The organism is Pseudoalteromonas holothuriae (genome assembly GCF_945859825.1).
GTDB classification, from domain to species: domain Bacteria; phylum Pseudomonadota; class Gammaproteobacteria; order Enterobacterales; family Alteromonadaceae; genus Pseudoalteromonas; species Pseudoalteromonas holothuriae.
Window position 1 is genome coordinate 23,933 of the sequence record NZ_CAMAPC010000014.1, and the last position, 13,300, is coordinate 37,232.

A 13,300-nucleotide genomic window follows, 5' to 3' on the forward strand; every position below is an offset into this window, starting at 1 on the left:
TTTTTAGCGCCAAATAAAGTAAATTGAGTAACTTGCGCGCCTTCGGTTGCTTCTTAAGTTACCATAAGTAGAGCAGATAAAGTATTTGGTCACTGGCTGAATAAAGGCTAATAATGACAAAACAGGCTTCAAAAACCAGTATACGGAAAGTGTTAATTAGCGCAGTAATGCTAGTTACAGCCCTATGCCTGTCGCTGTCAATTTCGATCTCAACCTATTTAGACATAAAAGAGCAGCGCCTACTGATTATCAATAAACTTGATATGATCGCTGAAATTGTTTCTTTTAATGCACAAATAACATTAATTTTTGAGGATAGAAAAACAGAAGAAAAACGCCTGAAATCATTTAAAGCCGTTGATTTAGTTAAAAATATACATATTTATGACATTGATGATGTTACCAACAAACCCGTATTTTTCACCAGTTACAATGCCTCCAAAACACCGCCAGTTCCGTTAAAAGTCAATAGCATTGAAGAGCTAAAGGTGCCTAGAATCACAGCTGACTACATAGAGCTAATTAAACCTGTTATCTATGAGGACAAAGTGGAAGGGTATGTATATATTCGTGGCGGATTAGAGCGTTTAAACGAATACATCAATACCAAAATACTTGTCGATATTTCATTAACCCTCATTGTTTTACTACTTGTTTTACTCGTTGCTAGAGGCATTCAACGTAGAATAGCTCGACCTATAGAAGAACTATCAATCTTATTACAAGATGTTTCTAAAAATCACAATTACAGCACGCGAGCATCTGGTAGTCACATAGAAGAAATTAATATTTTGGCGAGCAGCTTAAACGTCATGCTTACTCGTACGCAAAACCAAATTGAGCGGCACCAAGCCGATAAATTAGAAATTAAAAAGCTCAACCAAAGCTTAGAGGAAAAGGTTAACCAACGCACCATCGCCCTGCGTGAAGCCAATCAAGAGTTACTCAATACACTTGAGCGAATGCATCAATATCAAAATCAAATTGTCGAAAATGAAAAGATGGCCTCTTTGGGGCAGATGGTTGCAGGCGTTGCCCATGAAGTTAATACACCCATTGGCTTAGGTGTTACAGGCTCTACGCTGCTGCGAGACAAACTAGCAGATATAAAAAGCGCCTTTGAGCAAAAAAGCTTAACATCTAAGCAATTAGAGCGTTTTATTAGTGATGGGATTGAAAACTTAGACCTAATCTATCGCAATTTAAATCGTGCCGCAGACTTAATATCGAGCTTTAAGCGTGTTGCTGTAAGTCAAGATTTAGAACTCAGTTCAGATGTAAATTTAGCGGTGCTTTTAGACAATATCATTAAAGCTATGAAGCCAGAGTTGGCTATTAAAATCCCTAAAATCAATATTGATTGTGCGGACGACTTGGTGATCAGCAGTAAAGCTGGACCACTACAGCAAATTTTTGAGCAACTAATATCTAACTCTTTATTGCATGGTTTTAATGACCCACAAGGCAATGAAATATATATAAAAATCAAACAAGAAAATAACCAGTTAAATATAAATTACAGTGATAATGGCTGTGGCGTATCCAGTGTAATAAAAAAACGTATTTTTGACCCGTTTGTCACCACTCGGCGCGGAGAAGGTGGCAGTGGTTTAGGCATGCACTTAGTTTATAACCTAATAACACAAGCATTGCACGGTAACATTTCCCTTGATGAAACCTATAAAGATGGTGCTCGATTTATTTTAACTTTACCACTAGGTGAGGTTAACTAATGAGGCTGTTATTATTAATATTGTTTGCTTTTCCGATACTGTGCAACGCAAAGTCACCCGACCAAGTACGCTCTGCTTTTTTATACCAAATGGCAAAGTTTATTGAATTCCCTAATCAACAAACAAAAACATCAACTAAGTTTTGTTTTTTGAATATTGATAATGGTCCAGGTTTAATATTAACGGGTAACCGCAATTTAAAAATTAGAAGTTTACCCATAGAAATATTATTAATAGAAAAACCTCAAAATTTAAAGGAACTTTCAGGGCAATGTGATATCACATACATTGATGAAAGTAATGAAGATGATATACTTGGTGTTTGGATTAAAGCAGACCCTTTAGATACAGTGTTTGTAGGGGAAAGTATAAATTTCCTTGAAAGTGGTGGGATTGCCTCATTAGTCCAAGAGGGGAGTAAAATTCGACTGTATATAAATAAGCAACAAGTTTCTCAACATAACTTTAAAGTGTTATCAAGACTGCTTGCTGTTTCTAAGTTTCATCCTGATTAATTTTACTTGTTAACAATTAGATATACTCCTATAATCGTAAATATTCGGTTTTATTAGATAGTACCGAATTTCATGTAAATAATATATTCCGAAAAGGTTAATTAATAATGCAAACGCCAGTCATTCTGATTGTAGAGGATGAAGACGTAACTCGCCTGAACCTCGTTAGCTTATTTGAAGCAGAAGGTTACAAAGTAATTGAAGCCATTGATGGCGATGACATGCATGATAAACTGACAGCGCATGACGACGTCAATCTTGTAGTTATGGATATCAATCTTCCAGGTAAAAACGGCTTAATCTTAGCGCGTGAATTACGCCAAAAAAGAAACATTGGACTCATTTTCTTAACCGGTCGTGACAACGATGTCGACCGCATTCTAGGTTTAGAAATTGGTGCTGATGATTACATCACAAAACCTTTTAATCCTCGAGAGCTGACTATTCGTGCACGCAACTTGATCTCTCGTACAGGGTCATCTGCAGAAGAGTCTTCTATTGATACTAATGGTGTTATTACCTTCAACGGATGGGAGCTTGATGAAAACAGTCGCTGTTTAACTTCTCCTGCTGGTGATGCTAAACGCCTACCTAAGGGTGAATATAGAGCATTACGTTTGATGCTTGACTCTCCAGGTCGCATTTTTAGTCGTGAGCAATTAATTAAGCACATGACAGGCCGAGAGCTTCGTGCTAACGACAGGACGGTTGACGTTACTATTCGTCGCATTCGCAAGCATTTTGAAAGTGACAACAATACATCTGAACTGATCAGCACCATTCATGGTGAAGGCTATCGCTTTATAGGGAAAATTGATAGCTAATTGTTCTAAGGTTTCAGGGAGTTTTGCAATTATTAAATAGGGGGCTTTAGGCCCCTTATTTATTTTGTTCTGGCTGGATAAACGAACTTTCCCACTACTTGCGTTACTGTTACTTGTAATAGCCAGCTGTTAGTGCATAAAAGTGTCTTGATATTGACCGCAATATCATCATTGAGTGATAACTAATTGAGCTATTAGATGTTTACTATTTCAAAACCCTTATCCAAAACCTAAAATTATTTAGCTTTATCACTAATCACCAACAGATTAATCGCTTGCTCCAGTAACACAATCCCTTCACTAATCTTTGCTTCTAATTGTTCAATCCAATCTCTCAGTACTGCACTTTGGACCTGATGTGCTTCTAACTCCATCTTTTTAGTGTGCAGTTGTACTTGATCTAGCCCCACGGACCCTGCGGCACCTTTAAGCTTATGAGCAACCGATGCATATTCATCAATATCTTTATCACTAAGCGATTGGCGCAGCTCTGAACAATACTTAGGGTTAAGAGTTTTAAATAGCATTACACTACGTTTAAACGCTTCGCTACCCATCGAATCAATAAAGTCGGTAATTGTTTCTATATCAAGTTCATGTTGCTGCTGCTCACTAAATGTTATCGCGTCTAGATATTCTTTCGCATTCGCCTGCTGTGCATCAATACCAAATAACTCTGCCAACATTTTATCCAATCGAGTGGTATTAATTGGCTTAGCCAATGCGCCTTGAATGCTTATTCCCGCTAATTCTTGCTCCGCACTTCGAACATTCGCGGTTAGAGCAACGATTGGTAAGTCATCAAAGTGACTATCGGCGCGGATTTCTTTAGCTACTTGATCACCATTGATATCCGGTAACTGCATATCAAGCAGAATTAAATCTAGTTCATCTTCTGTGGCAACCATTGACAGCGCGTCTTCACCTGTCTCAGCCCAAATAACTTCATGACCTCGCTGTTCAAGCAAGTTAGTAGCTATTTCTGCATTTAACGGAACATCTTCCACTAATAAAATATAAAGGCTGCGACCCGCATAACTTTGTTGTTTCGGTGCTTTGCATAAATTCAAAGGAACTTCTACATCAAAACGACTACCTTGACCTTGAATACTACTTACACGAATGTGACCTTTCATTGCCAATACCAATGCCTTGGTAACAGCAAGACCAATGCCCGATCCAATGGCGTTAGTTCCGGTTAAGTCTGGAGCTTTATAATACATATCAAAAATACGTTCTTGTTGATCTGCAGGAATACCAACACCCGTGTCGCTAATACTAATATTAAGCCAAGGTCCAGATTCTCTATTCTCGCGCTTGCACTCAAGCAAAACGCTTCCTTTGTGAGTAAACTTAACTGCGTTGTTGATTAGGTTCCATAACACTTGTCGCAAACGTGTTGGGTCTAATAAAGCGTATATATCTAACATTCCCACACGATTTATTGTGAAATCTAGCCCTTTTTGATCTGCTATTAAACCAGCAAAATTTACAACGTCATTGATAAAATCAGAAACATTAATGCTATCTGTCGCAATATCTAATTGCTCTCGGTCGATTTTATCGAGATCGATAATATCATTAAAAATATTCCCTAATGTTTCTGCGCTAGAAAAAATCGTATTACACCAACTTTTTTGCTGTTGAGATAACTCCGTATCAAGCAACATTCGCGTTAGGCCAACGATGCCATTCAAAGGTGTTCGCAACTCATGACTTAAAGTAGCAATGAACTTACCTTTATCTTTATAAGCAGTTTCTAGTGCCTGTTCAGCTTCTTTACGACTAGTAATATCGCGGCCAAAAGCCAATAACCCAATATATTTACCATCATCATTAATAAATGGTAGCTTGCGCATTTCAAACCAGCGATTTTCATCGTTTACTGGGTATTCAACATCCAAGGTTACAGGTTGGTGCATCGTAGACACTTCTGTATCGGTACTGAGGACCTCCGGTAGGTAATTTTGCGGATATATTTGTTCCACCGAATGTCCTATCAGCTGCTCGCTAGATTTACCTATCACCATCTCAAACATTTTATTACAACCGGCAAACACACCGTCTTCATCACGGTAATAAAATAAATCAGGTGATGAGTCTACAATAGAGCGCAGCAACATACCTTGTTGCGCGAGTTCCTGTTGTGTTTTTTTACGTTCGGCGATTTCTTTTCGCAACTCTTCGATTGCTCTGTGTTTGGCGTGCAACGCCATCTTACGTTCATCAATTTCGTTATTAAGGCGATTAATATTATCTTTGAGCGTTTGATTTAGCAGTTTCTCTTGTTGTGTGGCTGACTCAAGATAGGTTTTAGAGTCTTCTAATTGATGTATCGAACGGATCATTATTGATATTAGTACTGGAGAGGTCACCGCTGAAAAAAAGATGATAGCCAGTACATCTACTATCTTTATTTCGCCAAGCGCAACATAGTAAAACATACAAGATAAAATAAGAGCAATTAGTAAGATAAAAAAATAGCAGATAAAGCTGGCAGGCTTTGTGCCATATTTACTGACTAAATTTGCTAATACACGGGCCCAGGGGCCAAAAGAAGATTCTGTCATAGTCACCACATACCCAATTTATCCGCACATTATACGCAAGCAATACCAAGATGCTAATTATTCATTTTATTAAAACCTGCGCAGCTCAAACTGTAATAACTTATGCACAAATTCTCTATTCTTATCATTTTAAAGCTATTCTTAAAGGGGCAACCTATTGGATTATAGTGTAATATGCCCGCTTTTAATCGTCGTGACCATGAGGGTTTAGATGCAAACCATAATGCCAGATATTGCTGATACCGCAGAAGCCTTGCAAACCGGAACTTTAGATTGGGTCGGTATGGGAAATATTGAACTACCACTACTATTTTCTAGTAAAGGGTTATCCGACATTACCGTCACTGCAAAAGCGGATGCATTTGTTAACCTACAAAACGAACAAGCTAAAGGCATCCATATGTCGCGTTTATTTTTGTCATTAGATACTCTATCTTGTGAGCAAACGCTAACGCCGAGTACGCTCAAAGCTGTTCTAGAGAGTTTTGTAACCAGTCATCAAGATTTGAGTAATGCGGCAAAAGTTGCACTTCATTTTGAGCTGCCGCTTCGCCGCTCTTCGTTGTTAAGCGGCAAACAAGGCTGGAAAAACTACCCAGTGACAATCACTGCCAGCTTAATTGACAATCAATTCTTACTAGAAATAGCTGTTGATGTAACTTATTCATCAACCTGCCCTTGCTCTGCGGCATTGGCTCGACAGCTTATTCAGCAAGCTTTTACAGAGCAGTTTGCCAAACAACAACTTAATTTTGAACAAATACATAACTGGTTAGGCAGTACCGAAGGTATTGTGGCTACACCTCACTCTCAACGTAGCATTGCCAATATCAAAGTAAAGCTTGCCTGTGATAGTCAAGAGTTTGATATCTTAGCACTTATTAATTGTGTTGAGCATGAGCTAAAAACCCCTGTACAGGCAGCTGTAAAGCGAGAGGATGAGCAAGAGTTCGCACGTTTAAATGGTCAAAACTTGATGTTTTGTGAGGATGCAGCCAGAAAACTCAAAGCACTATTTGAAGTATCGAATTATCAAGACTACTACATAAAAATTAATCATTATGAGTCTTTACATGCACATGATGCAGTCGCTTATGCAGTAAAAGGTTTACCACAAGGTTACCAAGCTTAAAGAAATTAAATAAACACTCTTAAACAGGCATGACATTTGCTTAGTAAATATAAATTGTCAAATTGTTGTTGTGGAGTGTTTTATGGAATTTGCTTTATTATCAATATTAGCGCTAGTAGTAGTGGCTTCAGTGGTCGCAGCAAAATTCACCGACGCAGGTGGTAACCCTTATCCATTTAATAAAAAAGATTCTGTTTTTAGCAACGTTGAAGCTTCGTTTCTCACTTTATTAGAGCGTGCCGTAGGTGATAGATTTAAAGTCGTTAGCCGAGTAAAGCTAGTTGATTTAATTGAATGTAAACCAGGCCTTTCAGATAAGTCGCGCAGAGCGGCGCTAATAAAGGCAAAAAATAAACAACTTGATTATGTGCTTGTAGATAAAGACACACTTAAGATAATGGCTGCAGTGGATTTAGTTAATAACGCGAATAAAGGTGGGCATAAAGCCCAACGAGATTGGTTTGTTAGTGGTGCGCTAGAATCTGCGGGGATCCCTCATATTCGTATGAAAGTTAAAGCAGGATATAAAACAGCTGAAGTACGCAGTGCTATTTTATTCAAGCTTGGCAAAAATACCAGAACTCCGACTCGTACTCGCAATCGTACTGAAAAACCGGCTGTCTTGTCGCCATCTCAGGCTAAAGCTCACTCAACGCAACTTGCCGAAATATAGTCACGCTCAAATACATCAAGCAGGCTATAAGCCTGCTTTTTCATGCCGTTAACTTAAGAATGAAACTCGCATTTGTATCTTGCTCAGGTATACTAATATGCAAGTTTTTATAGGAACTTTTAACATGAAAATTGGTATTATTGGCGCAATGGAGCCAGAGGTAGCGATACTTCGCGAAGCAATACAAAATAAACACCAGCTTACTAAGGGCGGCTTTACCTTTTATACAGGGCTGCTTGCAGGTCATACGGTAACACTGGTGCAATCAGGTATTGGTAAGGTGGCTGCTACCGTAGCAACCACCTTGTTGATTGACAACTTTGAGCCAGATTGCGTGATCAATACCGGGTCTGCTGGCGGCTTTGAACCTAGCCTAAATGTAGGTGACGTGGTGATATCTGATGAAGTAAAGCATCACGATGTTGATGTAACTGCCTTTGGCTATGAAATAGGCCAAGTTCCACAAATGCCTGCTGGTTTTAAGGCGCACCCTGCTCTTATTGAAGCTGCAAAACAAAGTGTTGCAATCCTTAGTAATACACAAACTATGACGGGGTTAATTTGTACTGGCGATTCATTTATGTGTGATCCTGTGCGTATCGATAAAACTCGCGCAGATTTTCCAACGATGTTAGCTGTGGAGATGGAAGGCGCTGCAATAGCTCAAGCGTGCCATGTTCTTAATACGCCGTTTGTGGTTATTCGCTCACTGTCTGATATCGCTGGAAAAGAATCTCCACAATCATTTGAAGAATATTTAGAGGTTGCTTCTGTAAACTCTTCAAAGCTTGTGACAGCACTACTTGAAAAGCTAATTAACGTTAAGCTTTAACGTGCTACTTGAACTTATGCAAGCCCATCAGGGCTTGCTAATATTAGTGGTAACATTGGCAACGGCTCACTTTCTGCCATTACTTAGCAGCTATCATCCGAATACTATACTATCACTTGTTTTCAAAGGTATTGCGCAACGAGTATATCAAAGTGATTCAACCGCAAGTTACCAAATACTCAGTGGCACTTTAGCATTTATCCTACCTTGTTTAACCATCGTTATTCTGTGCTATTCAATTGCCCAATTTGCCTATTACCCACAGTGGTTAGGTGGATTAATTCTTTATTTGTGTATTGAAACGCGAGTTATTACAAGAGCTAAACGCATTTCAACCTTGCTCAAACAAGAACAAAAGTCTACTGCCAGGCAATTATTGAGCAGTATAGTCGCTAGAGATGTTAATAAACTTTCGAGTGTTGGTATTGCCAAAGCATGCATTGATAGTACTTGCCTACGCACTGTTAGGCATTATTACCTTATCATTTTATTTTATATACTACTTGGACCTATTGCGGCGCTTAGTTACAAGCTACTGCTCATATGTGATCATGCATGGCGCAAAGAACTTAAACCCAACAGCCAATTTATGATACCACTCAAACACACGATTTATGCCATTGAGTGGCTTCCTCTTAGAGCATTTGTATTATTGATGGCAACACCATTACATGGCAAGAAGGTAGTACATTATCTCAAGCGATATGCTAGATATTTTTATCAAAAAAACAGTGGATGGGTCTTATCACTGTTTGCAGCTAACCTAAATGTACAACTTGGTGGCCCTTGCTTTTACCTAGGGCAACGCTTTGAAAAAATGCGATTAGGCATTGAACGACATCCCGAGCCTAGCGATATTGATGTACTAGTTAACTTACTAACGCGGATCCAAACCTTTTTCTTTTTAGTGTTAATGCTTTTCTGGCTTGCTTATACTTTGGGCATTGCTTTTTTGACCTTATAACCTGCCTTCGCAAAATACGTAATTTAATATTTTATACCCATTTTATTAAAACATTGTTCATTCTAGCGAACTAAGTAACTTAATTTAACTACGTTAAAAATGACTCATGTAAAATAGTTAGATACAAACGTTTTTGGTGGGTTACTAAGCCATGTATTTAATGCCACTGCCATTAAACTTTAACTCCCGCATAAAAAAGCCAGCTTTACAAGCTGGCCTTTAGGGCATATTTATTTTTGCAACAAGCTCTAGTTTACAGTTACCTTAGCAAATTTGCGTTTACCTACTTGGTAAATTGCTGTGCTACCTTTTTCAATTGACAATTTGCTGTCGGTTACTTTGTCTTCACCATTAAGTTTTACAGCACCTTGCTTGATCATACGCATAGCCTCAGAGGTGCTTGCAACCAACCCGGCTTCTTTAAGGAGGTTGGCAATAAATGTAGAAGGCTCATCAATAGTAATGCTAAGTTCTGGAATGTCATCAGGTAAGGCGTTCTTTTGAAAACGTTTAACAAAATCTTGGTGTGCTGCCTGAGCATCTTCCTCTGTATGAAAGCGTGCAATCATTTCTTTGGCAAACTCAATTTTAATATCACGGGGGTTACGACCATCGACAACTTGCGCCTTCAACTGTGCAATCTCTTCCAAAGACAGCGCACTAAGTAATTCATAATAGCGCCACATCAAGTCATCAGAAATAGACATAACTTTACCAAACATATCATTTGGAGCATCCGTAATACCAATATAGTTACCTAACGACTTTGACATTTTTTGAACGCCATCAGTGCCCTCTAGTAATGGCATCATTAATACCGTTTGCGGCTTTTGACCCTCATCCTTTTGCAACTCACGGCCCATAAGAAGGTTAAACCGTTGATCGGTACCACCAAGCTCAACGTCCGCCTCAAGTGCAACTGAATCCCAACCTTGTACGAGCGGATATAAAAACTCATGAATGGCAATTGATTGTCCACCTGCATAACGCTTTTTAAAATCATCACGTTCAAGCATACGAGCAACAGTTTGTCGAGCTGCAAGCTTAATCATACCCGCACTGCCCAACTTATCCATCCAAGTAGAGTTAAAGGCAACGGTTGTTTTTGCAGGGTCTAAAATTTTAAAAACCTGTTCTTTATAGGTTTCTGCATTAGCAAGTACATCTTCTTTGGTTAGTGGCTTACGAGTAGCATTTTTTCCAGTCGGGTCACCAATCAAGCCTGTAAAATCACCAATTAAGAAAATCACCTCATGGCCTAAGTCCTGAAATGTCTTTAACTTATTTATTAGAACAGTGTGACCTAAATGTAAGTCCGGTGCAGTTGGGTCAAAACCCGCCTTAATCTTCAACTTTTTACCTGACTTAAGCTTTTCTTTTAAGTCATCTTCAATAAGAATTTCTTCCGCACCGCGTTTTATCTCTGCAAATGCAGTTTCTAAGTCCACCATTCATCGCTCCAAGTATTCAGTTTATCGCTCGATTCTAGCCTATATTCGAGCTAGTTTAAATGCACAAAATACTGGTATTGCTGCTTTATTGGGTATATCCTGCAATATTATTAGTAAAAATCTTGACAGCAGAAAAGGCGCGTTATGGTTCACGTAGTGTATAAGCTCCCTAAAAAACACAAACTGCTTATTATGAGTCTCATTTCCTTAATGTTGATTGTTGCACTATGGCCTTCAGAAAAAGCAACAGCCTCTCGAGACAACGATAAAAAAGCGTTAGAAGTTGGTAAGCGTTATGAATTGCCTGTCAAGGTAAGCGAAGAAACAGAACACCTTACCGAGCTAAATGCGGTTGATACTGCCACAGATACACAAAAAGTGGAATATAACTTTATTGATCATGAAGTTAAATCAGGTGATAACTTAGCCATTATATTTAAAAGAGCCGGCTTCTCTGCACAAACTTTACACCAGCTAGTTAACACTAATGCCGAAACCCGCAAACTCACTAAAATTCATCCTGGTGAAGTGCTGAGCTTTGCTAAAGGTGAAAATGGACAACTAGCACAATTAAAATATGTTTTGTCTAAAACTGATACATTATATGTCACTTTAAGCTCAGAAGGTGCTTATGACACTGTAATTCAAAGCAAAGAAATAGAAACTGTCGCTAAATCTGCTGGCGGCCAGATAAGCTCAAGCTTTTGGACTGCTGGTATAACTTCAGGTCTGTCTGAACGCCAAATTATGAACTTTGCAGATATCTTTGGCTGGGACGTCGACTTTGCGAATGATATCCGTAAAGGTGATAGTTTCTCTATTGTGTATGAGTCTCACTTTGTTGATGGTGAAGAAATTGGCACCGGTAAAATCATTGCCGCTGAATTTATTAACCAAGATGAACGCTATAACGCAATACGTCATACAGACGGAAACTTTTATACGCCTGAAGGGCGCAGTATGAAAAAAGCATTTTTACGCGCTCCCGTTAACTTCAAATACATAAGTTCTAGTTTTAACCCTCGACGAAAGCACCCAGTTACAGGCAGAGTGACGGCGCATAGAGGTATTGACTATTCAGCACGAACAGGAACTCCCGTTGTTTCTTCAGGTAATGGGAAGGTAATTAAATCAAGCTATAACCGATTAAATGGCAATTATGTATTTATTCAACATGGTAGTAAATATGTCACTAAATACTTACACCTTAACAAGCGTATGGTTAAATCTGGCCAGAAAGTAAAGCAGGGTCAGAAAATAGGTACTGTGGGGGCAACAGGTCGAGTTACAGGTGCCCACTTGCACTATGAGTTTTTAGTTAATGGAGTTCATCGTAACCCAAGGACAGTTAAACTACCTAAATCTCAATCATTGCCAAAAGATGAGCTAGCTGTGTTTAAGCCGGTTGCACAGCAATTACTTGCCAAGCTTGAACGTACTAGAGAGCTGCAGCTGGCGATGAATAAATAACCTAAGCTCTGGATAGCTTAAATGGTTTTTGGTATTGCCCTAAAATAATAACGCTGTCTTTTAAGGCATAAAAAAACCCGCTCACAGCGGGTTTTTAGCAACTTCATTTAGCTTACTTAGCCATAAAGTCCACACCCTCTTGGATGTCTTTATTTAATGTTGCAAGCATATCTTCTTTGGCTTTTTGCTCAAATGCGCTTAACTCACCGTAAGATAAAATTTCCTCAACGCCATTCTTACCAAGGCGAACTGGGTGAGCAAAATAAGGTGCGTCGCCATTATCAACAGCAACATAAGCATAATCAACAACATTGCTATCGCCTTGTAAACCTTTTACCAATGAGAAGCAAAAACGTGCTGCTGCTGCACCCATTGAAAGCGTAGCTGAACCGCCACCCGCTTTTGCATTTACAACTTCAGTACCTGCATTTTGAATACGTGGTGTAAGCGCCGCTACTTCTTCATCAGTGAACGTAACGCCTTCAACTTGAGAAAGTAGAGGTAAAATAGTAGTACCAGAGTGACCACCGATAACAGGCACTTTAACTTCAGATACGTCAACACCTTTTAGCTCAGCCACAAAAGCTTCAGAGCGGATCACGTCAAGTGTGGTTACACCAAATACGCGTGATGCATCATAAGTACCCGCTTTTTTGAACACTTCAGCTACAATTGGCACTGTGCCATTTACTGGGTTTGTGATAACACCAACTAGCGCTTTAGGACAACTTCTAACAATACCTTCAGCCAATGTCTTGATGATACCTGCATTTACGTTAAATAAGTCAGCACGGTCCATACCAGGCTTACGTGGCATACCTGCAGGGATAAGTACAATATCAGCATCTACTAATGCTGCATCTAAGTCATCAGCACCAAAGCCTGCAACTTTAACTGCAGTTGGAATGTGAGAAAGATCAACAGCTACACCCGGAACAACTGGTGCAACATCGTATAGTGCTAGCTCAGAGCCTGCAGGCAAGCCATTTTTAAGTAAAAGTGATAAAGCTTGACCGATACCGCCAGCGGCACCTAATACAGCAACTTTCATGTGAATTCTCCATAATTTGAAGGTGGAATTTAATGTGCTGTAAAGATAATGAAAAGCGACACTAAAAACAAATTAATCCGAGTTA

General features: G+C 39.1%; 11 protein-coding genes. 8 read left to right on the forward strand and 3 right to left on the reverse strand.

Annotated features, from left to right (window positions below):
• Nucleotides 1-113 precede the first annotated feature (113 nt).
• The 3 genes from OCI93_RS15370 to arcA all read left to right on the forward strand — a co-directional run bounded on the left by OCI93_RS15370 (nt 114) and on the right by arcA (nt 3,072).
• Nucleotides 114-1,733 (forward strand): sensor histidine kinase, encoded by a 1,620-nt coding sequence (locus OCI93_RS15370; RefSeq protein WP_261626785.1) that lies wholly within the window; start codon nt 114-116, stop codon nt 1,731-1,733.
• On the forward strand, nt 1,733-2,248 hold the full coding sequence (locus OCI93_RS15375) for a YfiR family protein (protein ID WP_261592600.1): 516 nt from the start codon (nt 1,733-1,735) through the stop codon (nt 2,246-2,248). Before OCI93_RS15370 ends, OCI93_RS15375 begins: the two co-directional genes overlap by 1 nt.
• Nucleotides 2,249-2,355: 107 nt before the next feature.
• Complete coding sequence (gene arcA / locus OCI93_RS15380; protein ID WP_261592601.1) at nt 2,356-3,072, forward strand: two-component system response regulator ArcA; 717 nt, start codon at nt 2,356-2,358, stop codon at nt 3,070-3,072.
• A 236-nt stretch (nt 3,073-3,308) separates the two neighbouring features.
• Here arcA and arcB read toward each other — a convergent pair whose 3' ends face one another.
• A complete protein-coding gene (gene arcB, locus OCI93_RS15385) occupies nt 3,309-5,642 on the reverse strand; it encodes an aerobic respiration two-component sensor histidine kinase ArcB (RefSeq protein WP_261592602.1) in 2,334 nt (777 codons plus the stop codon).
• A 211-nt stretch (nt 5,643-5,853) separates the two neighbouring features.
• Between arcB and folE2 the strand changes: the two genes are divergently transcribed.
• The 4 genes from folE2 to OCI93_RS15405 all read left to right on the forward strand — a co-directional run bounded on the left by folE2 (nt 5,854) and on the right by OCI93_RS15405 (nt 9,243).
• A complete protein-coding gene (folE2, locus tag OCI93_RS15390; protein WP_261592603.1) occupies nt 5,854-6,774 on the forward strand; it encodes a GTP cyclohydrolase FolE2 in 921 nt (306 codons plus the stop codon).
• Between the two features lie 82 nt (nt 6,775-6,856).
• On the forward strand, nt 6,857-7,447 hold the full coding sequence (locus OCI93_RS15395; RefSeq protein WP_261592604.1) for a DUF2726 domain-containing protein: 591 nt from the start codon (nt 6,857-6,859) through the stop codon (nt 7,445-7,447).
• A gap of 124 nt (nt 7,448-7,571) precedes the next feature.
• On the forward strand, nt 7,572-8,279 hold the full coding sequence (gene mtnN, locus OCI93_RS15400) for a 5'-methylthioadenosine/S-adenosylhomocysteine nucleosidase (protein ID WP_261592605.1): 708 nt from the start codon (nt 7,572-7,574) through the stop codon (nt 8,277-8,279).
• A 1-nt stretch (nt 8,280) separates the two neighbouring features.
• A complete protein-coding gene (locus OCI93_RS15405; protein ID WP_261592606.1) occupies nt 8,281-9,243 on the forward strand; it encodes a cobalamin biosynthesis protein CobD/CbiB in 963 nt (320 codons plus the stop codon).
• A gap of 248 nt (nt 9,244-9,491) precedes the next feature.
• Here OCI93_RS15405 and tyrS read toward each other — a convergent pair whose 3' ends face one another.
• Nucleotides 9,492-10,691, reverse strand: coding sequence for a tyrosine--tRNA ligase (tyrS, locus tag OCI93_RS15410; protein ID WP_261592668.1), 1,200 nt, complete (start codon nt 10,689-10,691; stop codon nt 9,492-9,494).
• Nucleotides 10,692-10,838: 147 nt separating this feature from the next.
• On the opposite strand from tyrS, the gene OCI93_RS15415 reads away from it, so the two are divergent.
• Nucleotides 10,839-12,164: a peptidoglycan DD-metalloendopeptidase family protein gene (locus OCI93_RS15415; protein ID WP_261592607.1), complete on the forward strand. Its 1,326-nt coding sequence runs from the start codon at nt 10,839-10,841 to the stop codon at nt 12,162-12,164.
• A 112-nt stretch (nt 12,165-12,276) separates the two neighbouring features.
• Here OCI93_RS15415 and mdh read toward each other — a convergent pair whose 3' ends face one another.
• Nucleotides 12,277-13,215 (reverse strand): malate dehydrogenase, encoded by a 939-nt coding sequence (gene mdh, locus OCI93_RS15420; RefSeq protein WP_261592608.1) that lies wholly within the window; start codon nt 13,213-13,215, stop codon nt 12,277-12,279.
• Nucleotides 13,216-13,300: the final 85 nt, after the last annotated feature.

Excerpts from the sequence above, each read along its gene's own strand:
- folE2 (WP_261592603.1), top strand. The coding sequence starts at position 5,854 with ATGCAAACCATAATGCCAGATATTGCTGATACCGCAGAAGCCTTGCAA.
- arcA (WP_261592601.1), top strand. The coding sequence starts at position 2,356 with ATGCAAACGCCAGTCATTCTGATTGTAGAGGATGAAGACGTAACTCGC.
- OCI93_RS15395 (WP_261592604.1), top strand. The coding sequence starts at position 6,857 with ATGGAATTTGCTTTATTATCAATATTAGCGCTAGTAGTAGTGGCTTCA.
- OCI93_RS15370 (WP_261626785.1), top strand. The coding sequence starts at position 114 with ATGACAAAACAGGCTTCAAAAACCAGTATACGGAAAGTGTTAATTAGC.
- arcB (WP_261592602.1), bottom strand. The coding sequence starts at position 5,642 with ATGACAGAATCTTCTTTTGGCCCCTGGGCCCGTGTATTAGCAAATTTA.
- OCI93_RS15375 (WP_261592600.1), top strand. The coding sequence starts at position 1,733 with ATGAGGCTGTTATTATTAATATTGTTTGCTTTTCCGATACTGTGCAAC.
- mdh (WP_261592608.1), bottom strand. The coding sequence starts at position 13,215 with ATGAAAGTTGCTGTATTAGGTGCCGCTGGCGGTATCGGTCAAGCTTTA.
- OCI93_RS15415 (WP_261592607.1), top strand. The coding sequence starts at position 10,839 with ATGGTTCACGTAGTGTATAAGCTCCCTAAAAAACACAAACTGCTTATT.
- mtnN (WP_261592605.1), top strand. The coding sequence starts at position 7,572 with ATGAAAATTGGTATTATTGGCGCAATGGAGCCAGAGGTAGCGATACTT.